This window comes from Leptospira ainazelensis, assembly GCF_016918785.1.
GTDB lineage: Bacteria > Spirochaetota > Leptospiria > Leptospirales > Leptospiraceae > Leptospira > Leptospira ainazelensis.
In genome coordinates, this window is record NZ_JAFFPT010000009.1 from 32,978 (window position 1) to 53,935 (window position 20,958).

Here is a 20,958-nt window from a genome sequence, read left to right on the forward strand (position 1 = left end):
TATGAGCTCAAAGATGCCGTCCAAAATCACAGTTCAAATGTTAATAATTTCAGTGTTACTCTTTGGAATCATATCTGTATTTAAATTAAATTATTCTTTATTACCCACAGTGAAAAATCCTGCACTTTCAATCGTAGTTGAATTTCCGGGTGCGGATTCTGAAACCGTAGAGAATACGATAACAATTCCCTTAGAAGACAAAATATCTGCGATAGGTGGAATTACAGAAATACGTTCCCAATCTGAAAAAGGAAAATCACTTATTCGTTTAGATTTCGAAAGTAGCGCAGACCTAAATCTCAAAACATTAGAGATTAAAGAAAGAATTGAAAACACGGTCGTAAATTTTCCTAAAGAAGTCCGGAAGCCTAGAGTATTAAATTTTGACCCGAATGAAATGCCAATCTTCGTAATTTCGCTAAAGGTACCCAAATCTGAAGAAATGGGAGAATTAAGAGCTTTCGCAGACAGCGTAATCAAGAAGTCCTTCGAAGGAATCGAAGGAGTTAGTAAAGTTACAATCTCAGGAGGAAAAGTAAAGGAAATACTTATTTCTTTCGATATCCAGAAATTAAATACTTATAACATAAGCTTGGCTGAAATTTACAACGCAATACATTTTAATAATCGTTCCTTAACCTTAGCGGCGGTAGAAGAAAAAGGAGGACTTTATCAAGTACGACTCAAGGGGAAATTCAAAACGATAGAAGAATTAATTGAATTACCCGTAACAAGCTTAGCGTTGGGAAAAACGATTTCTCTTGGAAACATCGCGACCGTGGAAGGCTCTTATAGAGATGATGATAACTCCTATCGCGTTAATGGAAGTGAAAATATAGGAATATATGTTTATAAAAAACATAACGCTAATATCTTACAAATTTCCGCCGAGATAGATAAATCTATTTCCAATTTGAATGGCAGCGTTCTGCGTCTGGATAAAATATTCAATCAAGCGGATAATATCAAAGGAAGTTATGCCAATTTCTTTTTCATTATGGTTGTCACATTCTTTTTAATATATATTTTTCTCAAAACGAGAAAATATCATAATCCCTTAAGCTTAATTGCGCTTCTCCTATTCCAATCCGTCCTAATACTTTTAATTTTTTCCTTCGTTCATTTCCTCTTTAAAATAGATTTCGATTTGTTAACCGTTCTGTCTTTTTATCTATCCTTTATAATTTGGATAACGCTCTACTTTCAGCTTAACAGTCAAGAAGCAAAAATGAAGCGCACTTTACTCTTATGGATTCTCCTATCGTTACCCTCTCTTTTTTTACCAAGCATACTACTTAACCCTACGATCGCAATAAACCTAATTAGGTTATCTCTTCTAACAGCATTGGGAATATCATGCCTTCAACTTTCCTTCGAATACATAACGGCTCGAAAGGAAAAAAATACGTCCCTAATGCAGGATATCCAAACTCTTCCGGAAGGGCCCCTTTATCAAATGAATAGTCGTCATCCTGATCAAAAGAACGGCTGGAGGTTTCTGATATTCATTGCAGCCGTGACGATATTTGCGCTGGTTATATTTCTCAGATCAACAAAGGAGGTTTATTTCAATATTGAGGACGACCGAGTATACGGTTATATTGAACTACCGTCAGATTCGAGCTTTCTATATACGAACAATATCGTACAAAATATTGAAGCAAAACTGTTAAAAAACTCGAACGTAAAGGATGTAATTTCGCAAATTGATCCGGGTCACGCCTTTTTAATCATAAATTACCATAAGACCGCCTTCTTCAAAAACGATATAATAGCTTCGTTAAATGAATCCGTTGGAAAACAGAATCCCGCCTATTGTTATTTTACGAAAGAATCCGAATTAGGACGAATGAAGGAAGTTTCATTGGATATAATTGGTTCCAATCACGCGGATTTAAATAAGTCAGTACCAAAGATTGCAAATCTGCTCACCAGCTTTTCCGGAATACAAGAGGTTATTCTCAATTTCAAACCACCTCGGAGCGAACTTCAATTAGACTTAAATAGCCATAATCCATTAGTACAAAATTCGGAAATTGGTTCCTTTTTAAGAACTGTCATACAAGGATCTGTTGTTAGTAAATTTAATGAAGAAAACAGTGAACTCGATATACGAATTCGAGCCTCAAAAGAATATCGAGGATCAGAAAAACAACTCAATAAGTTTCTCATCAAAAACAATGTCGGTCAATTCTCTCCGATAAGTAACCTTTTTACAGGAAGGGAGACAACCTCTCCAATAAAATTATTCAGAAAAAACAAACGCCCGACTCTCGCATTATCAGTTAGGGCAGGCTCCTATAATGCTGCAGAATTACTGAAACTCGTTCACAATAATGCCAGGGATCTACTGAATAAAGACGAACGAATTGAATTTAATAGTCGAATTGAAAAACTTTCGGAATCAAACGGAATCTTTTTAACCTACTTGCTATTGATTTTTTCTATATGTTTTTTTCTTTTCACCGGCTTTACCGAATCAATAGGAAAGTCATTAAATTATTTTTTCTCCCTGATATTTACTTATAGTATTTTCTTGTCGCTCTATTTGCTCCTTTTCAAAGCTTACGATATCGGCTTACATATTGGCAGCGTTGTAGTCTTAATAGTTCTAATGATTCATATAGTATCAAAATCTGATGCTACCGTTCCTGCGAGAATTCGTGCAGAAAAGGAGAAACATCTTATGATCGGAACGATTTTATATCTACCCTTACTTGTATTTTCAAATATTGAGCTAACTGTAATAAAAAACGTCGCTGGCATATTTTTAATTTCAGCGTTCTTATCTAGATTTCTACTATTTGAATTTAACGTAAGTTATATGAATGTTCTGAATTACACAAAAGAGAAAATCACATCCCGTTTTCAAATCTTAATGAATAGGAGAAAATAACCTTGTATCCAACGAGAATTATCACGTTTTTCAAAACTGCGGTGTTAACTTTAAAAAGGTCTCTTCAACGATGGACCTCTACAAAAAAAGGAAAGCTTTTCTTCTTTTTAACTATTGCATTTTGTCTCTTTGTGTTTGTAACTGCTTTTTTAAAGTTCACTAAATACAAATGTTTAACGGAGAGTTGCGAAAATGGTTTTGCAAAAATACAGTACCGGGGAGGGGCTTATTACGAAGGTTATGTAAGAAACTCACATCCGGATGGCTACGGGTTATTTAAAAACGAAGAAGGACATTTCTACAAAGGAGAATGGAAACATGGAGTAAAGCATGGCGACGGGTCATATAGATATCCGGACGGATCTTCTTATTCAGGCACATTCGTGAATAATAAAAAACAAGGACTTGGAGTTTTCGGATGGAGAGATGGAACAACCTTAAGCGTTAGGTGGAACGAAGACGAGCCGGATGGTGCAGGATTGTTGATTCTGTCCGATGGAACAAAACTGAGTGGAATTTATAAGTCAGGTAGGATTTACGATGGGAACGGAGCGTTTATCTATCCCGATGGAAACGTATACATCGGATCTTGGCGAGCTGGAAAAAGGGAGGGCTTCGGAATCCTACGAAACGAATCCGGGCAAATAATCCACAAAGGAAACTGGAAAAACGACAAGGAAGCGTTTAACGCTAATTAATTAGGAAACACAATGCAATTATTCGTGAAGATGAAACAAGTTATCGCAAATAACATTGTTAAAAAAGAGATATTGAAAACCTTAAGTTTTCATTTAAATCCGGAAACAATTCAGGGAATAGAGGATAAGGAATTCTTCAAAACGGCCTTAAAAACTCACCTGATTCTTTTGGGACTTTACATAATAGTAAACTTTCTTCTCTCACTACTCAACCTTTCATATTTAGTAGAGTATTCCCAAGTCATGAGAGGTTTTTTAGTAGAAGGCAAAATTTCCGTATTGATGTATTTGTTAAATTCCTTTCCTTACAATATTTTCTTCTTTGCATTATCACTAGTAATTTTTGAACTTTTTGTCAGTATCAGTTCCTATTTTACAGTTAAAACTTTTGGAGAAAAGAACGTAAGTTTTTTCAGATGCGCGTCTTTGGTGATTTCAAGCAATCTTTACGTCTTATTATCGTTTTTTCCAATTTTATTCTTCTTCAGCCTGATGCCAAATTCAGCGAAAAAAGATATTTTCTATATGATTCTCTTCATCGGTTTTGTGAGTCTTTTTTTAATCATAGGCATTTTGCTACAGGCAATCAGCTATTTTCGAATGGTAAAAACTGTATTTCAGCAAAATAGTGGCAGGGCTTTTCTGACTTGGTTTTCCCCTTTCTTAATTCTCTTATTTTTCTTTTTATGGACCTATAGGCCTGTTTAAATTAAGAATTACCCTGGAGAAAAGCATAGCCAATCGACTATTATAGTATTTGGTTTTTCAGTAGTTTAATTTACTCAAGCCGGCAGTTTGAGAATTCTTCGATGAGAAAAAGGGGAAAAGTAGTCCCCGGTTTCACCCAGGGACCAAAACCAAACCAGGCTCACAATTTAGCCTAATTAACTTTTCGGGAGAATCGGAAATTCTCCTCATCATTTTTTAGAAACTCTTATTTTTTCTCGGATTTTTTTAATGTGGCCCGCATCAGGATCACCTTTCCAGAGACCTTCTCCCGTTCCGATTTCAGAAAAAACTTTCCTTCCGGAGTAGCCACCTTATAAGACGGGTATTCTTTTACCGTTTCAAACTGAACTTCCTTTCCGAAGAATTCATCCATCTTACTCATCCATTTATCTTGAACGATCAGATAACGTTGTCCGTCCTTTTGAATCGCATCGATCAAAATCGCCGGATCAAAAAGAGTTCTCGAAATTCTTTGAGAATAATAAGCGTAAGATCTTTTGGAAGCGGGAACTCCAAAGAGAAAAAGTTTTTCCTTTCCAGGTTCGTTTTCGCGAATAAAAGTTCCGATCTCTTTTGAAGGCTGAAACGAAGTCAACATCGGATAAAGATATAAACTCACAATGGAGAAGAACAAGGAAACCGGAAACATCCAAGAAGCAAGCAAACGCCCTTCCCTACCCGTTTGAAAATAAACCCAGATAAAAACCGCCAAGTATATCGCGGGTAGAATCAGATAATCCCAACTCACATCCACGCTCAGAAAAGGAAGAATCAAGAGCGTAACCAAAAAGGCGCTTCCGGTGATCAAAAGAAGAATCACGCCTATCCCTTGAAAGGATTCTCTCTTTTGGGATCCTTTCAAAGAAAGAAGAATCGATTCTAAAACTCCCGCCCCGATCACTGCCGCCGCGGGAAGACACCAATAGATATACTGAGGAAGTTGATATCTCGAAAAACTAATCAAAAATAAAAAGAGAAAAAGCCAAAAACCGGGAACAAAATCCTGATTCTTATATTCATTTTTTAGAATATTCTGAAATAAACCTTTAGATTTTCCTTCTTTGAAAAAATTCCTCACACGATCGATCACAAAGCCGACAAAGGGAAGAATAAAAATTCCGAAAGCCCAGGAAAAGTTGGAATAAAAAAAGAGAGGATTGAACTTCTGATTGTACATCTTTACGTAAAATCTTCCGAAAGATTGAATCCACAAAAAGAAGTAAGGACCGTAGGTCTGAAACTCAAGATAAAGCGGAATCGACCAGAGAACCGGGGGAAGGATCGCGAGAAATGCGCCGGGAAATAATTTCATTTCGAGAAGTCGTTTCCAATCCCTCCTAAAAAGAATATCACCCCCGATCGACAAGGCGGGAATCACCATCGCAATCGGTCCTTTGGTGATAAACCCGAGCCCCATCGCAAAATACATAAGAAAGTAATAATTTCGATTCTTCTTAAAGCCTAAATAATAGAAAGCGTGCACCAAGATCAGATACGGAGTCAGATAGACGTCGATCTTAGGATCGACGACCATCGAGTAGAGCCCGGGTGAAAGAGAATATAAGAATACCGCGATCCAAGCTCGAAGCCGACTTCCCGAATACGATTCCGTGAGTTTAAAAATTCCCCAGAAGGAAAGAAACGTAAAGAGAAGCGCCGGAAGACGAAACGCAAAATTTTGATAACCGAAGACGAGAAAAGAAAGGGAAATTTTCCAAAACGTCAGGATCGGTTTGTCCAGATATCTTCTTCCATTGTCGCGGATAAAAAACGGATTCCCGCCTTCCACCATCTCTCTCGAAATTTCCGCGTATTGGGAAGAATCGATATCGATCACGTCGAGAGGAAGAGTAAAGAGCAAAGGAAGAATCGAGATCAAAAGAAGAACAAAAAGAACTTTGATGGAAATCAAGGGTTTATCGGAAGCGATTGAATTCATTTTTTATTCCTTTTTTTAATCCATAAATCCGGATTCGAGGACACAGGTATTAAAACCTTTGCATGTAGTTTCAGATTCGAAACAAGGAAGAACAAAACTCTGTTCTCGGATACAACCGCTCTCGCAGTCGATCATCGCCTGATTCTTTTCAAGTTCCGTAACCCTAACGTCTTTAAACGTGGTCACCGCACACTGAACGAAGAACTTACACGCCGAACTGCACTTTTGTTGAACGTATTCCTGACAGGAAACGAAAGGTAAGATCGTTAATAAGAGGAAAAGAAGAATTCTTCTCGGATTCATTCCCCCATTTTTCAAAAAGGAAAACTGAGGTCAACTTTTTGAGGCGAGCATTCCGCAGGCCCCGAAAATATCTTTTCCGGGTGATCTTCGGTTGAGAATCGGAACTCCCGCGGGTTCCAAGAGTGTGATAAACTCTTCCACCTCGTTTCTCGTAGGCCTTCTCCATCCGAAGAATTCAGTATTGAGGGGGATCACATTAATCTTGCAATCCATGGATCTCGCGATCTTTATGAGTTTGTTTGCGTTCTCTTGTCCCATGTTTACGCCGGGAATCATAACGTATTCGAAAGTGATTCTTCGATTCAGTTCTCTCGTAAAATCCTTTGCGGCTTGGATGAGTTCCGGAAGGGCGAATTTTTCTTCGATGTCCATGATCTCCTTTCTTCCGTTCGGGTCCGGATGATTGAGAGAGATCGCAAAGTTATAAGGTTCTTTATTTTCAATAAAACGTCTGATCCCATTGACGACACCGGATGTGGAGATTGTGATTTTTTTCGCGCCAAGGTTGAGTGCGTCCGGATCATGAAGAATGGAAGCGGCGCGGATCACGTTGAAATAGTTGTGGAACGGTTCCCCCATTCCCATAAAAACGACGTTAGTCGCTCTATCGCCTACGATTTTTTCGACTTGGAGAATCTGATCTACGATCTCGTGGGCCTTGAGATTTCCCTGGAATTCCAACTTTGCAGTTGCGCAGAATTTACAATTGAGAGTACAACCGACTTGTGAAGAAATACAAATCGTCTTTCTCCCTCCGTCTCCCGACGGAATCCAGACCGCTTCGAATTCTTTTCCGTTATTCGGTTCGGAAGTGAAGGTGAACTTTTGAGTTCCGTCTACGGATTTGAGATGTTTTGCGACATGAAGACGAGTGAGAGAACAGAGTTCTTCCAACTTTTCTTTGAGCGCCTTGGAGAATGTAGTGAATTGTTCCCAAGATTCGTAACGATTTACATAAAGGCCGTGATAGATCTGTTTTGCGCGAAAAGGCTTTTCGCCCAGGGAAGACATGATATCCGAAAGCTCTTTTAAGGTTCTTCCTTTTAACGGAATCTTTCCGGTTTGAACTTCTCCGAGCGTCTCTTGAATCATGAGAATCATCCTACAAGTCTATGTTTTTCTCTATGGTCGTAGAGAAAACTCTTTTCAAACTCTATTTTTCCATGAAGAAAAAAAAGGCGACGAAACCACGACCGGTTCTTTTCAAAAGACTCCTCCCCTTTTTGTTTTTATAAGAATCCTTATGTCTTTTACTTTTTATAAAGTTATGTTTCTCAGTTAGAGTTAGTTTCGTGCGGTTTATACGAACTTCGCACAATTGCAGATCAAAGCGTTAAACAGTGATTTTCATCGGCAGAATTACCACAAAACTCGGCGCTCCAACTGGAAAGGGTCGCGTTTAGGCGAACTTCGCATAAATGCCAAAATCAAACAGAAAGATCGGATTCTTTTGGTCGGAGTTACCACAAAACTCGGGGCTCCAACTGGAAAGGGTCGCGTTTAGGCGAACTTTGCATAAACGTAAAAAAATTCGCATGCAAATTACAAACGATCCTTCTTCGTTAAAACAAAACTCGAGACTCCAATTGAAAAGTCGCGTTTAGGCGAACTTCGCATAAATGCCAAAATCAAACAGAAAATTCGGATTCTCTTTTGGTCGTAGGTACGGCAAAACGCGGGACTCCAACTGGAAAGACGCGTTTAGCTGAACTTCGCATAAACAAACAAAAAGATCAAATTCTTCTATCGAAAGTTTTCCATCTAAGAACGATCCAAGATTCTATAAAACAAATAAGGGGAAACTGCAATCCACAGGAGGACAAGAATCCAGAGTTCTCCTTGGAAAAAATCGTGTGCGCGATAGAATTCGGAGATCGGTTTTTGCGACCAAAAGACTATCATAGTAAATTCAAAAACTTCGGTAAAAATCACCCAAAGAACCCCGACTAAGATCGACTGTCTCGAATTTGCAAATGGATAATATTTCGCGATCCAAGCGATCGGAATACTCAAAAGGAGAATACCTGTAAATACCGAAATCTGATGCGATAAAAACTCTCCGAAAAGATTCTTATAAGTAAGTTCTCGAATCGCCGCATTCAAAAACGCAAAAACAAGAAGAAAGAACCAAAAAAAAGAATATCGAGTCATAATTTCCCTCACTCTTCTCAAATCAACTCTACGATTCGAAGAACTTCCATTCTAAAATTCGCGCCTTTCTATTGATAAATGTCTACTGAAAAGTTTCGTAGAGGGCAATCCATTGTTGATGAGTGGAACTCTCGAAATGTAGAAACGCGTTTTTGGGAATTTGGAAAAACTAAAAACTTCTCTGAAAGTTTAGAGTTTGTCGCAAAACCCAAAAAAAATGTAGGAACTCCAATAAAAATTTAACAAAAACAAGTTTGTTAGAATATTCTTGGAAGCGTCGGCCAGGCTAAAAAAGGAATCTGTAGGAACTCCATCGTTTTTATTACGAGCTCATCGAATGTTATGGAAGATTTCTTGGAAGGTCTTGAGACAACCTGAATGAAAAACGGCTTTAAGTTCGGTGAGATTATTTTCGCCGAAACATTTTTTCGGAAAATCGGTCAATATTAAAATATTCTAAAATAGATCGAGCCAGGCCTTGTGAATATCCGGCTTCTCCATAAAATAGGTTCCGATCAGTGCGGCGTCCACGAGTTTTCGAAAGTTATCGAGATCGGAACGATTTTTCACACCTGATTCTCCCACCTTAATCACGTTAGGCGGTAAAAAGGAAGAAACCTCTTCGACGAGATTTTTGTGAATCTGAAACGTATCCAAGTCTCTTGTGTTGATTCCTATGATTTCGGCGCCACAATCCAAAGCCAACTTTGCCTCTTCAGACGTATGAACTTCCACAAGGCTGTCCATTCCCAAAGAAAGTGCGGATTTTAAAAATGTTTTGATTTGTTCCGGAGTCAGAATTCTTACAATTAAAAGAATCGCAGAAGCGCCGTATTCTCTTGCTTCCCGAATCTGGATCTCGTTTAGAATAAAGTCTTTTCTTAAAACGGGAATCCTTACCTTGGAAGAAACGTTCTTCAAATCTTCCAAGGAACCGCCAAAATAATCTCGATCGGTCAAAACCGAAATCGCCGACGCTCCACAATCTTCGTAAACGCTCGCGATCTTTACCGGATCATAGTCGGTACGAATTTCACCGGCGGAAGGACTTTTCCTTTTACATTCTGCGATGATCGAGAACTTACGACTTCTGAGGGATTCCCGAAGTCCGAGTCCTTGATAAGGAGTTGGATCAAAACTACGAGTATTCAGAATCTCGTTCTGTTTGGTGGCAATGATTTCCCGGAGAACCCGGTGCAATTGAGCGGAAGACATTTGAGGCTTAGAAAGATTTCAAAGCCTCGTCTTCAGTTTCGCGGATATCAAAAAGAGAGGTGAGTTCGATTACGTCAAAGATGCGTTTCACCGCAGGTTTGATATTACTGATTTTTAATGCACCCTCTTTTGAGTTGAGTTTTCTGAGGGTGGAGATACAAGCTCTGAATCCGGATGAAGACATATAATCCACTTCCTGCATATTCAGAATTACTTTTTTATGACCTTGATTGTCGATCAGATCATTCAGATTTTCCTCTACTTCATTGGCGATGGAAACATCCAAACGTCCTTTGAGATAAACAATCAAAACACCGTCGCGTACTTTGTGATCGAGCAAGGGAATATCCTTAAGTTTTTGCTACTGACAACTATCGGGGGTGAAAATAACCTGTCAATCACTGTTCCAAGGTCAAAAAATGAAATTTCCCGAGTCCCTAAAAGGCCAGAAGACTCTTGTTCTTGGTGGAGGAATCTCCGGAAATTCCGCTTTGAATCTTTTGATCACCATCGGCGCGGATCCGATTCTCTGTGATCGAAATCCTCCTTCTTCCAACTCGATTTCTTATCTTTCGGATTCTACCGAACCGAACTCCCTTCCTCAAATCTCTCTTATCATCAAGTCGCCTGGAATTTTACCGGATCATCCAATTCTTCTCTTCGCGAAAGAAAAAGGAATTCCTGTTTTTTCCGAAATCGATCTTGGAAATAATTTTTTTCATGGAAGAATGATAGGCATTACCGGCACTGACGGAAAGTCCACTACAACGGCGCTTACGGCTCATCTCTTAAAAAAAGATTTCCCCGATCTGAAAGAAGGAGGAAACCTCGGAATTCCTTTTACTTCTTTTTGCAAAGAACCGATTTCCTTGGCGGTTCTTGAACTTTCCAGCTATCAATTGGACGATTCGTCTCCGCTTCGATTGAACACATCCGTATTTTTAAATCTCGCTCCCGATCATTTAGAAAGACACAAGACGATGGAAAATTATTTCCGAGCAAAACTCAAGATTGCCGATCTTCAAAATAAAAATCATTCTCTGATCGTTTCTCAAAAGATAAAAGATAGAATTTTGAATTCCGAAAAATTTCAGTGCAAACTTTTGACTTTTGGAAGAATTCCGGAAGCGGATGCGTTTTTAGATGAGAATTCTCTAAAAATTCGAACCGCAAAATTCGAATACGATCTCTCCCAGTTTTTTCTCCCCGGAACTCACAATCGTGAAAATCTTGCGGCTTCGATTCTCGCAGCGGAGGCGATCGGAGGAAAACCGGAATCGATTCAAGACCAAATTCCCCTCTTCAAAGGTCTTCCTCATCGTTTCCAGATTGCCGGAGAAAAAAACGGATTTTCGTTTATCAACGATTCTAAATCGACAAACCTTCACAGTATGCTCGCGGGAATGTCGACTTGGAAAAAAAGGGAGGAAACCTGTCTCATCCTCGGAGGAAGACCGAAAAAAGAGGATCCTAAACCACTTTATGATTTTTTAATACAAGGAATCGGTTGTGTAATTCTTATCGGAGAAGGTCGCCAGGTTTGGGAGGAAGATATCGGAAAACTCATCGGAGAGAAACTTTTTGCCGTAGAATCCTTAAAAGACGCTTTTGCGATCTTAGAGGAAGGGAAAACAAAACTTCCCGAAAATTCCGGGGAAACGTTTCAAATTCATCTGAAGAATGGAACACAAATCTCTTCGGTAGTTTTTTCTCCCGCCTGTGCAAGTTTTGATCAATATAAGAATTTCGAAGAAAGGGGAAATCATTTTCTCTCTCTTGTTGAATCCTTTCTCAAAAATATTCAATAATCGACATATTTCTTCGGTTTTCCGTCTTCGGCCCCTTCCAAAGAGCAGCGTAGAATCAATCACGAATTTCGATCTCAAAACGTAGGAATATTTACAGCGCGTTCCAAAACTCGATGATCATAGTTAGAAAGATCAAGCCGCAAGAACCTGTCTGCCTCAGTTTTGTGACTAGTTCTTATAGAACCCTTGCTTTGAAAGCAATTCACCCAGGAACTCGGAAGTATTCCATTCTTCAATGATGAACCCATCTTTAAATTTAGAGACTACCATTTCATCCCACTTAATCGTTTTTTTAGGAACTAATTTGTTGCTCTTCGAGGGTTTGATTTTTCCTTTTAATGTTCTTTTCCAAACGACAACCTCTTCGGTCTGAACTAAGAATTGAATTTTAACGATTTTTAAGTCGTAGAAATATTTATTTAGATCGCGCAACCACCTTTTTATGATTTCGTGCCCTTTATAATCTTTTTTAGAGGTATGAACAATATAGTTTCGCGCAAATGCGCCTTGAATCGAATTCGGGTTATTATTTTGTATTAATTCTTTTAGAATATATTCTATTTTCTCAGTGTTTTTCATAATATTCCTATAGGGTGATTCTACTTTATTGATTTGTAATTTAGATTTTAAGCATTATTTATTTTTTTGTGAACTGCTATTTGAGTCTGATCCGGAAAAAAGATTTCGCTATCGACGTAGTAAATTCTTCAAAATCCTGTGCACGCCCCTTTTTCGGTCATTTTAAATTTTTTAGACCACCCTTGGAAACGGAGATGATTCTATTCTATGAAAGGAGTCATCGATTGTATATAATGTTGAGCAGCCGAATTTCGCATAAAAAATTTTCAGTTAAGATACGAACGTCCTTTGCACTGTTTCGACAAAATTAGGTGATTCTGTCCAACGCGGGCAGCGTTTAGGCGAACTTCGCACAATTGCGGGTGAAACGTTCAAAACCAGACTCTCAAAGTCGGAGTTACGACGAAGAAAAGCGACCCGCTCAAACCCGCGTAGCGTTTATACGAACTTCGCACAATTGCGAGTGAAACGTTTAGAAGTTGACTCCCGACGTCAGTGTTACGACGACCTAAGCGATTTCTATCAGACCGGGCTACATTTAGGCGAACTTCGCACAATTGCGGGTGTAACGTTTAGAAGCTGTCTCCCGACGTTGGAGTTACGACGACGCAAAGGTAATTCCGTCCAACCACGCGTTTAGGCGAACTTCGCGTAAACGAAACGTCAAAATCAAACAGAAAACTCGTACTCTTTTGGTCGGAGGTACGGCAATACTCGGGGCTCCAACTGAAAAGTCGCGTTTAGGCGAACTTCGCGCAAATGCAGATTAAGCATCCAAAACCGGATTCTCAACGTCGGAATTACGACGACCCAAGGCGACCCTCTCAAACCACGCGTTTAGGCGAACTTCGCACAATTGCGGGTGGAACGTTTAGAAGCCGATTTTCACGTTGGAGTTACGACGAAGCAAAGCGATTTCTGTCAAATCGGGCTGCGTTTATAGGAACTTCGCACAAGTGCGCCTCGGCGAAGGATACTCAAACCAGGGAAACTCCTGCGAACCAGCTTGTTATTTTTAATTTTGAAAAGACAAGGCGCCCAAATTAAATCTTGAGGAAAAGACTTTGAATTTCGATCAGCGAAGATGCCCTGAATTGGAAAGTCTTTCGTAAACCTTCCCTTCGATAAAGATCTTAAGAAGATCGAAATCCACATGATTCTCGCGAGCCTCCATCTGCAAAATATCCAGGGCCCGTTCCAACGGAACCGCTCTTTTATAAGGACGATCCTTATCGGTAAGAGCGTCGAAAATATCGGAGATCGTCATGATCTTTGATTGAACAGGGATCGAATCTCCGGCCAATCCCCTTGGATAACCGGTTCCATCGAGTTTCTCATGATGCGCGTGTGCAATGGATGGAACCATCTTTAAATCGCCCGTCCAAGGAATTTTACTCAAAAACTGGAACGTATGCTCCACGTGCGATTCAATTTCTTTTCTTTCAGCAAAATCTAAAGAGCCTTTTTTGATCGTAAGAAAACCGAATTCATAAGGGGAAATGAGATTCAGATTTTCACCGGCAGTTGTGGAATAATTCACTTTTGCAATCTCTTCCAGCATTTGAAAATTAGATTCTTCTAAAATAGAAGGTTCGTTAGAGTCGATTACGATCTGAAACATCTGATCGAGTTTTTGATATTCAACCTGAAGTTCGAATTCAAGAGAGGTTTCATAATCAGCAAAACCGGCGCTTCCGTGTTTTTTTAGGTAATCGGTTTTCTTTTGTAGAATCCTGGACTCGATGTCCTTCTTGATATATTGAAATCTCCAACGAATCAGTTCGAGTTCGTAGTCTTCCAATTTTTTGGATTTGACCAAAACCTTCTCTCGAACTCCCACTTTTCCGAAATCATGCAACAAAGACGCATAACGTATTTCTTTGATTTGTTCTTTGGAGAATTTGATATCCCTGTATTTCCCGTCTCCTACCTGATCCACCGTTTCAGCAAGACCGACCGTAAGAAGCGCTACACGAAAAGAATGACCGCTTGTTGTCGGATCCCGAGATTCGATCGCGTTTACGGAAGCGGTAACGAATCCTTCAAAAAGCGTCTCAATCTCTTGTAAAAGATTATTATTCTGAATCGCGACTGCCGCCTGTCCCGCAACGCTCATCACGAGCTGCGCGGAATAATCGTCAAAGGGAAGAATGTCCTTTCCCTTCATCTGATCCACGGTTAACTTCTGATTGAAGTTCCTTTTTTTATTTATTAGCTGAATGACCCCAACGACTTCGTTCCTATGATTTTTCATGGGAACAACCAGCATGGATTTAGTATGATAATTGGATAAAACGTCAAAATTACTATTAAAGGTATATTCCGCGTCTTCGGATAGATCGTAGACGTCGGGAATATTTAAAATTTTGCCGGTAGCGGCGACATATCCTGCGATACTCGATTTGTTAATAGGAAGTAAAAATTCTTCCGTATCTATATCCATGGAAGAAATCTTAAATCTCAAATTTTTTATAAAACCGAGTTCGTCTTTTTCAACGAGATAAAGAGAGCCCGAATCGGCGACTGCGATCTCCCTCGCGCTAAAAATAATTTCCCGAAGGAGTTTGTTAAAATCCTTCTCGTCGGCAAGACTGATTCCGATCCGAGTCAACTTCGAAATTTCGTATTTTGTAGTGTTAACTTTGTGCTGAAGATCGAATTGATCCGTAATCATCTGAATTTGAGTAAAAGCGTTCAGAACCGTCTTATTCAAAATCACGTCAGAGGAGGATTCCGGAAGAATTGCGAAGATCAAATCGTCTTCTATTTTCAAATCCTCCGATTCCGTATAATCAAGATTCTCGTTCAGAATAAAACGGCTGAGAATCAAAGGATTGCTCTGAAATTGTTTATGAATCTTTCTTTGATATTCTTTTAAGGTAGGAACGGAAAGATAAAATATTATGTTTAAAAAGCCGACGGAATCACGAATGACCTCGGATTCAAAGAATTCTTTCAATTCTAAAAATTGGACTTCTAAACGTGAAGTAACGGGATTGAGTCTTTTGGCGATTGAACGGGAGTCCGTGACTATGTATTTAGGGAACTTCTGACTCATCCTTTCTAGGAACCAATGAAATCGTACGGGAAATATAGTGGAAAGAGAATTTTTCCCAAAACCTGTCAAAAAAAATTAACTGTTATTTAAGAAATGAAATATTCTTAAAATCGCGTTTTTGGAAGGAAAACTTAGAAGGAAACGGCGCTGTCTGAAAAAAAACGAAAATTTGGAAACCCTCCGAAGGGAGGAAAACTTCTTCTTAGACCGAATAGGATCAGCCTAAGAAGAAATCATTAAAGAATTCTTAACGTTTGAGACCCAGGACTTCCTGAATCATCTGATCCGAAGTCGTAATGGTTCTCGAATTCGCTTGGAACCCTCTCTGAGTTACGATCATATCCGTAAACTGATCGGAAAGATCCACGTTAGACATTTCAAGAAGTCCGGCGTTGATTTTTCCCCTTCCTTGAACTCCCGCCTCACCGATGTTAGGTTCCCCGGAGTTCATGGAATACGCGAACATCGTATCTCCCGCTTTGTCGAGACCGGCAGGGTTGTTAAAAACCGCCGTCGCAATTCTCGCGAGAGGCTGACGAACTCCGTTGGAAAATACACCGGTCACGGTTCCGGAGTTATCGATCGAAAAGGATTCGAGATATCCCATCGTATATCCGTCTTGTTTTACGGCTTTGGTAGTAAAATCGGAAGAGAACTGAGTGATCCCATCGACCATTCCGGCTTCGCCTAAATTCAGGTCGAAGTTTTGGACCGCAGGATTACCCGGAATTCTAAAAGAAACTTTCGCGTTCAACTTACCGGTGTTCATCGAATCGGTTCCGTCGGAAACGTAGACGAGTTTTCCGTCAGGAGTGAATCCGAGTTCGATCTCCGTGTTTCCAGGAAGTTGAGTATTTTGACCGCCGGTTCCCGCAACGTCTACGGAGAGTTGAGTCGCGTCGGTTAGACTCAAACGAGCCTTCCAAGTGTTATCCCGAACTTTATAAAGTTCCATCTTGAATTCTCTCTGAATCCCTTGATCGTCGAAGGTCTTGATCGTGGTGACGTGACCCCTTCTCATCTTTGGATCCGGATCGTTGATCATTGCGGAGATTTCCTCTTGAGTCGCATCCGGAGGAACGGCAGGTACGGAAGAATTCAAGTTGGATTTAAAGTCGATCTGAGAAGTAGCTCTCGCGGGTTCTTTGGAATAAACCGGAATCACGATATCTTCTATCGAAGCCGAAGAATTGATAAATTTATTTCCTTTGTCGTCCAGTCGTGAATTCCAACCTTGCACCTTTAGGCCGTTAGCCGGATTCACGTAGTAGCCGTTCTTATCCAAGTTAAAGGCGCCGGCTCTTGTATAAAATTGTTTATCCCCGTCCTTAACTATAAAAAAACCTTCGCCGGACATCGCGACGTCAGTATTTTTTCCGGTCGTCTGGAGAGAACCCTGAGTCATGATTTTATCGATCGCGGCAATCAAAGATCCCAAACCAACTTGCTGCGGGTTCACACCTCCGATATTCTCCTTCGGTTCGGAAGCTCCTCGGAGTTCCTGAGAAATCATATCCTGAAACGTAACTCTTTCGGTTTTGAAACCGTGAGTGTTGACGTTAGAGATGTTATTTCCAATGACATCCATGCGGACCTGGTGGTTTTTAAGTCCGGATACACCGGAATAGAGTGACCTCATCATAAAGCTGTTACCTTGATTATCCTTTGTTTATTCGTATGAATTGCTTTTGTCTTTACCCGGAAACTTCCAGTCCGACGGTTTTTCATCCGCCGCTGTTTTATCTTTGAGTTCCGGAGGTTGTACAGTTGTTTCGGAAGAAACTTCCTTTGGTTCCGATTTGGTCTGTACTGCGTTAGGCGCCGTTTGTGGAGCGGGCGCCAATGTTTGAGTTTGAGCCTGGTTAAAAGCCGCTTCCTGTTCCTTGAGAACGATCGGATCGCTGATCAGAGTGATCTGTTCCACGTCGATCGATCTTCCGTTGACACGAACAAACGTCTTCCCTTCTCCATCGAAGAAAAGAGCTCCCGCGATACCCGCGATACTTTCGCCGTTTACGAAGTCCGGACCGGAGACAAGTTTTCCAACCAGAGAAAAACTTTGACGATTTCCCATCTTCTGAATTCCGGTAGAGATATTGTTCATCTGTTCAAGAGAGGAGAATTGCGCCATCTGCGCGATAAAATCCTGATCCTTGACCGGATTGGTAGGATCTTGAGACGAAAGTTGAGTTATGAGGAGTTTTAGAAAATCATCCTTACCGAGGGACTTTACCGTGGAACGAATTTCAATTCCTTTGAGACCGTTTTTTTCTTCCTTCTCCAGATTCTCCATGTGGTTCCGGATTTTAAAACTTCTGTCTCCTTCGAGGTAATGATCTCTTGTAGCTTGTTGGCTTACGCCGGATGTTTCTGGCATGATGATTTCCTCCGAGGCCTATACTTTCAGATCGAGCAGTTTCTCTGTTTTCCCTTCGGTTTTTTCGGAAAAACCATGAGTCTCGGAAGAATTTTCTTCAAAGGAAAGTTCATCGTCTTCCCGGGAAGAATTTTTGAAATCGGAGTTCCATTCCTCGCCGAATGCGGTTTGAAAAGAATGAGAATCTTGTTTTTGTTTTTCGGAGTCGCCGTTAAATACGAATGTTTCTTCTCTTTCCTTTACTTCGATGATTAGAGATTCAAGTTCGAGGCCGTTCGCCTTTAGATCCTGTTTTAGGTTCGCGAGTTCGGCGGTTAATTGTTGTTTGATGAAATCGGATTCTACCAGAAGTTTTCCTCGAACTACGTCCTTGTCCGTAGAAAGGGAAAGCGACATCTGACCGAGATCCTTCGGATTCATACGAATACTCGCTTCCGTTTTGCCGTTGTCGAGGATTTGAACCCTTGCGGAACGGATCAGGTTTTGAAAGTTCTGTTGAATGTCCTTTTTAGAAAGAACGTGCGATTCTTTGGAAATCGGGAATTCTTTCCCGGAACCCGGAATTTCTCTCCCCACAACGTTAGGCGTCGTTGAACCCTTAACCAAGGAAGAATAAGAATCTCCGGATCCTCCGCGTGAAAATTGCTCCTGTCCGGATTTACCCGAAGAATTTTCGGAAAATTGATTGAGAACGGCCGTTTTGATCTCCTCTCTTCCCGAAGTTTTTAAGTGAAAATAAGAATCCGTCTTTTTGTCCCTGCTGATTTTCCATTTTTCGGAATCAACCGCCAGTTCTTTCGCAACTTCAGTTTTGTTCTCTTCGGCGATCTTCGAAAAATTTTCCTTTTGGGAAAAATTCTTCACATTCTCCTTTAAATCCTTAGAAGTCTGTTCAAGCGAACGAGTTTCAGGTTGTAAGAATTTGGATTCTTTCTCAAGGGATACTTCTTCCCTTTGTTCCGATCGAACCTTGTTTTCTTTGGACGCCTTGATCGGGGCGGTCTCTTGCGATTGTTCTTGGACGAGGAAGGTTGTTTCCGATTTTTCTTCGACGTCGACTTCGCTTAACAATTCAGGGGATTCTTCTCTTGAAAAAAGGGTTTGTACAAGATCCGTAGTGGAAGAAAGCGGTTCTGTCTCGAGTTCGGAAACGACGACTTCTTCCGCCGCGATCTCGGCTTCGAGTTCGTTTAATATTTCGGTTTCAATTTTCGGATCTACGATTTCGTCCGATTTTGCGTCTGCGACGAGAAACCAGGGAAGAACGGAAACGCCGGAGGATTCTTCGATAGTCCCGAGTTCGTCTTCTTCCGGTGTTATTGCCGTTTCCTCGTCCTTAGAAGTTTCGGATACTTCTGGAGATGATATTTCGTCTTTCGATTCTAATTCTTCTTTTGGAACTTCTTTTACTTCTTCCTTTTTTTCGGAAGTTTCAGTTTTGGTGAAAGTGTTCTGAATTCCGGAAAGGGTTTCATCCAACCCTTTTTGAGCGGACCCCTGAAGCGATTTCATAAGATCCATAAAAGAGTTCTTTCCGATCAAACCGGAAAAAGAGGCCGCGTTTAAGGTCGATTCCGTTACACGCGTTTGAGGTTTATAATCTGATATGGAAAGATCGCCTGAAATATTCATACTGAGCTCCGCAGTATTAAAATCGATCTTTCATGGAATTCCTTGATGGTTTTTTAAATTATCTTCTTCCCTTTTACGATTATGTCGCACAATTTTGAGAATGGGAGTTCCCACATTCGGGAAATTGCCTTCTAAATCGAAATTCTTCCGGAAAATCGAAAAAGTAGGAACTCACACTTTTCCCAAAAGACTTTCCAAAACGAAAAAATACAAAACATCCAACGGACTCCAAATTCCGTATTTTCTCAAACGTTGAAACCTTTTTTGATAATTCAATAAACTGAATGTGTTTTCCTAATCTTCCGAATCGAAGACGCCGAACGTTCCGTTTTCGAAGACGGTTTTTTTTACTTACAAGCCTTTTGACGTCGGATCATCTCGTTCAATTTACTTTCTTCTTCCTGTGTTATGTTATGGCGTTTCAAAACCGATTCCGCCAACGGAAGAACCGCAGGATCCTTGTTGATACACTGACTAAAAAACTCGATCGCTTCCGCTCTTGTGTTTTGATTTTCTTTGCTCAAACGGATCCTGTGAAGTTCGAGACGTTTTTCTCGGGTGGAAACGTCTACGATTAGATAATCGGCGTAACATTCTTTGATGAGGTGATCGGGAAGATCGGTTATCGGACAACTTTTTTTGGGTGAATGCGTCTTTTCCGGTTCTGTTACGATTCGTTCTACGATCTTTTGTGTTTCGGTTTCCGTCCTCGTTGGGTTCGGGATGATCGGAACGTTTTTAGTTTCGACTTTTTTCGGTTCTTCGGCTTTTTCGGGAACGACTATCTTGGTTTCCGCAACCGGTTCTTTTTTAAGAAGGCGATTGTAAAAATAGTCTATCATAAAAATTGAATATTTCTGTATCTTATCCTCGTCGTGAAAATTAAGGACGGATTTTTTGGCCGACTTCGAGGAATTTAGAATTTCGGCCTTACTTGCCTTAGACGATTCCAATTCTTTTACGGTGGACGCAAGACTTTGATGGAATTTTTTTCTATAGGATTGATTCCAATTCAAGGCCGATTCTTTTAACAAATCCTGAAAGGATGAAAAACTTCGATCCCTTTCTTTTAGCTTTTTTTGAACCATCTCCCGATAGAGTTTTTTCAGATCGTCGTCTTGTGTGGTTTTCGGTTGAACCTTTACCGGCGGCGGGTCCGCCTTCTTCTCGGTATCGAACCAACTGTAAACCGAGTTTAAAACACCGTCGACCACGGATTGAAAGAGATCGCCTATAAGAGAATTAGGCTTCGTTTTATGATTCTTATCCGCGACCAGCTTTCTATAGATAAGTTCGTATTCCAAGTTTCTACTTTTTTGAAGTTCCGAATATTTCTCGGTAAGATTCTTTTTTAGAATTCTCCAATCCTGATAGAGTTCTCCGCTTTTTTTCAAATAAGGAATGAGTCCTGAAGTGGGAAGGTTTTCCAATACGTTTTCATTTTTTCGGAATTCTACGCGGAAATGTTCCAAGGTTTTGGCTTCGATTTCTCGATAGTGTTCCGTTAAAAATTCCGCGTCTTGAAAAGACTCGGCGGCTACAGGCGTATGATCGGGTGTTATTGCGGGCAAAA

Annotated in this window: 16 protein-coding genes; 4 read left to right on the forward strand and 12 right to left on the reverse strand. The window is 40.3% G+C overall.

Features of this window, described 5'->3' with window-relative positions:
* Nucleotides 1–13: 13 nt before the first annotated feature.
* The 3 genes from JWG44_RS01720 to JWG44_RS01730 are packed head-to-tail and all read left to right on the forward strand — an operon-like array spanning nt 14 to nt 4,302.
* Nucleotides 14–2,896: an efflux RND transporter permease subunit gene (locus JWG44_RS01720; protein ID WP_269752185.1), complete on the forward strand. Its 2,883-nt coding sequence runs from the start codon at nt 14–16 to the stop codon at nt 2,894–2,896.
* 2 nt (nt 2,897–2,898) lie between these two features.
* Complete coding sequence (locus JWG44_RS01725; RefSeq protein WP_205273238.1) at nt 2,899–3,594, forward strand: MORN repeat-containing protein; 696 nt, start codon at nt 2,899–2,901, stop codon at nt 3,592–3,594.
* Nucleotides 3,595–3,606: 12 nt separating this feature from the next.
* A complete protein-coding gene (locus JWG44_RS01730; protein ID WP_205273239.1) occupies nt 3,607–4,302 on the forward strand; it encodes a hypothetical protein in 696 nt (231 codons plus the stop codon).
* A gap of 226 nt (nt 4,303–4,528) precedes the next feature.
* Here JWG44_RS01730 and JWG44_RS01735 read toward each other — a convergent pair whose 3' ends face one another.
* The 6 genes from JWG44_RS01735 to JWG44_RS01760 form a co-directional block, all read right to left on the reverse strand.
* Nucleotides 4,529–6,262 carry an ArnT family glycosyltransferase gene (locus tag JWG44_RS01735; protein WP_205273240.1) on the reverse strand — a complete coding sequence of 578 codons (1,734 nt, stop codon included), beginning with the start codon at nt 6,260–6,262 and terminating at the stop codon, nt 4,529–4,531.
* A 15-nt stretch (nt 6,263–6,277) separates the two neighbouring features.
* The gene (locus JWG44_RS01740; protein WP_205273241.1) at nt 6,278–6,565 is read right to left on the reverse strand and encodes a Cys-rich protein; all 288 of its coding nucleotides are present in this window, start codon (nt 6,563–6,565) and stop codon (nt 6,278–6,280) included.
* 30 nt (nt 6,566–6,595) lie between these two features.
* A complete protein-coding gene (gene rlmN / locus JWG44_RS01745; RefSeq protein ID WP_205273242.1) occupies nt 6,596–7,657 on the reverse strand; it encodes a 23S rRNA (adenine(2503)-C(2))-methyltransferase RlmN in 1,062 nt (353 codons plus the stop codon).
* 669 nt (nt 7,658–8,326) lie between these two features.
* A complete protein-coding gene (locus JWG44_RS01750; RefSeq protein WP_205273243.1) occupies nt 8,327–8,716 on the reverse strand; it encodes a hypothetical protein in 390 nt (129 codons plus the stop codon).
* Nucleotides 8,717–9,172: 456 nt separating this feature from the next.
* Nucleotides 9,173–9,931 carry an indole-3-glycerol-phosphate synthase gene (locus JWG44_RS01755; RefSeq protein ID WP_205273244.1) on the reverse strand — a complete coding sequence of 253 codons (759 nt, stop codon included), beginning with the start codon at nt 9,929–9,931 and terminating at the stop codon, nt 9,173–9,175.
* Between the two features lie 7 nt (nt 9,932–9,938).
* Nucleotides 9,939–10,271: an STAS domain-containing protein gene (locus JWG44_RS01760; RefSeq protein WP_010575596.1), complete on the reverse strand. Its 333-nt coding sequence runs from the start codon at nt 10,269–10,271 to the stop codon at nt 9,939–9,941.
* 79 nt (nt 10,272–10,350) lie between these two features.
* On the opposite strand from JWG44_RS01760, the gene murD reads away from it, so the two are divergent.
* The gene (gene murD, locus JWG44_RS01765) at nt 10,351–11,739 is read left to right on the forward strand and encodes a UDP-N-acetylmuramoyl-L-alanine--D-glutamate ligase (protein WP_205273245.1); all 1,389 of its coding nucleotides are present in this window, start codon (nt 10,351–10,353) and stop codon (nt 11,737–11,739) included.
* Nucleotides 11,740–11,907: 168 nt separating this feature from the next.
* Here murD and JWG44_RS01770 read toward each other — a convergent pair whose 3' ends face one another.
* From JWG44_RS01770 to JWG44_RS01795, 6 genes are all read right to left on the reverse strand, one after another.
* On the reverse strand, nt 11,908–12,318 hold the full coding sequence (locus JWG44_RS01770) for an ester cyclase (RefSeq protein WP_205273246.1): 411 nt from the start codon (nt 12,316–12,318) through the stop codon (nt 11,908–11,910).
* Nucleotides 12,319–13,393: 1,075 nt separating this feature from the next.
* Nucleotides 13,394–15,376, reverse strand: a complete 1,983-nt coding sequence (locus JWG44_RS01775) for an HD domain-containing phosphohydrolase (RefSeq protein ID WP_205273247.1) — start codon at nt 15,374–15,376, stop codon at nt 13,394–13,396.
* Between the two features lie 247 nt (nt 15,377–15,623).
* The gene (flgE, locus tag JWG44_RS01780; RefSeq protein ID WP_205273248.1) at nt 15,624–17,018 is read right to left on the reverse strand and encodes a flagellar hook protein FlgE; all 1,395 of its coding nucleotides are present in this window, start codon (nt 17,016–17,018) and stop codon (nt 15,624–15,626) included.
* Nucleotides 17,019–17,045: 27 nt separating this feature from the next.
* Nucleotides 17,046–17,753 carry a flagellar hook capping FlgD N-terminal domain-containing protein gene (locus JWG44_RS01785; RefSeq protein ID WP_205273249.1) on the reverse strand — a complete coding sequence of 236 codons (708 nt, stop codon included), beginning with the start codon at nt 17,751–17,753 and terminating at the stop codon, nt 17,046–17,048.
* A gap of 18 nt (nt 17,754–17,771) precedes the next feature.
* Entirely contained in the window at nt 17,772–19,385 is a 1,614-nt protein-coding gene (locus JWG44_RS01790) for a flagellar hook-length control protein FliK (RefSeq protein ID WP_205273250.1), read from the reverse strand.
* Nucleotides 19,386–19,732: 347 nt separating this feature from the next.
* Entirely contained in the window at nt 19,733–20,956 is a 1,224-nt protein-coding gene (locus tag JWG44_RS01795) for a hypothetical protein (protein WP_205273251.1), read from the reverse strand.
* Between the last annotated feature and the right edge of the window lie 2 nt (nt 20,957–20,958).

What these genes read in the sequence shown, in the direction of transcription:
- JWG44_RS01720 (WP_269752185.1), top strand. Translation starts at nt 14, where the DNA reads ATGCCGTCCAAAATCACAGTTCAAATGTTAATAATTTCAGTGTTACTC.
- JWG44_RS01730 (WP_205273239.1), top strand. Translation starts at nt 3,607, where the DNA reads ATGCAATTATTCGTGAAGATGAAACAAGTTATCGCAAATAACATTGTT.
- JWG44_RS01735 (WP_205273240.1), bottom strand. Translation starts at nt 6,262, where the DNA reads ATGAATTCAATCGCTTCCGATAAACCCTTGATTTCCATCAAAGTTCTT.
- JWG44_RS01740 (WP_205273241.1), bottom strand. Translation starts at nt 6,565, where the DNA reads ATGAATCCGAGAAGAATTCTTCTTTTCCTCTTATTAACGATCTTACCT.
- rlmN (WP_205273242.1), bottom strand. Translation starts at nt 7,657, where the DNA reads ATGATTCAAGAGACGCTCGGAGAAGTTCAAACCGGAAAGATTCCGTTA.
- JWG44_RS01750 (WP_205273243.1), bottom strand. Translation starts at nt 8,716, where the DNA reads ATGACTCGATATTCTTTTTTTTGGTTCTTTCTTCTTGTTTTTGCGTTT.
- JWG44_RS01755 (WP_205273244.1), bottom strand. Translation starts at nt 9,931, where the DNA reads ATGTCTTCCGCTCAATTGCACCGGGTTCTCCGGGAAATCATTGCCACC.
- murD (WP_205273245.1), top strand. Translation starts at nt 10,351, where the DNA reads ATGAAATTTCCCGAGTCCCTAAAAGGCCAGAAGACTCTTGTTCTTGGT.
- JWG44_RS01770 (WP_205273246.1), bottom strand. Translation starts at nt 12,318, where the DNA reads ATGAAAAACACTGAGAAAATAGAATATATTCTAAAAGAATTAATACAA.
- JWG44_RS01775 (WP_205273247.1), bottom strand. Translation starts at nt 15,376, where the DNA reads ATGAGTCAGAAGTTCCCTAAATACATAGTCACGGACTCCCGTTCAATC.
- flgE (WP_205273248.1), bottom strand. Translation starts at nt 17,018, where the DNA reads ATGATGAGGTCACTCTATTCCGGTGTATCCGGACTTAAAAACCACCAG.
- JWG44_RS01785 (WP_205273249.1), bottom strand. Translation starts at nt 17,753, where the DNA reads ATGCCAGAAACATCCGGCGTAAGCCAACAAGCTACAAGAGATCATTAC.
- JWG44_RS01790 (WP_205273250.1), bottom strand. Translation starts at nt 19,385, where the DNA reads ATGAATATTTCAGGCGATCTTTCCATATCAGATTATAAACCTCAAACG.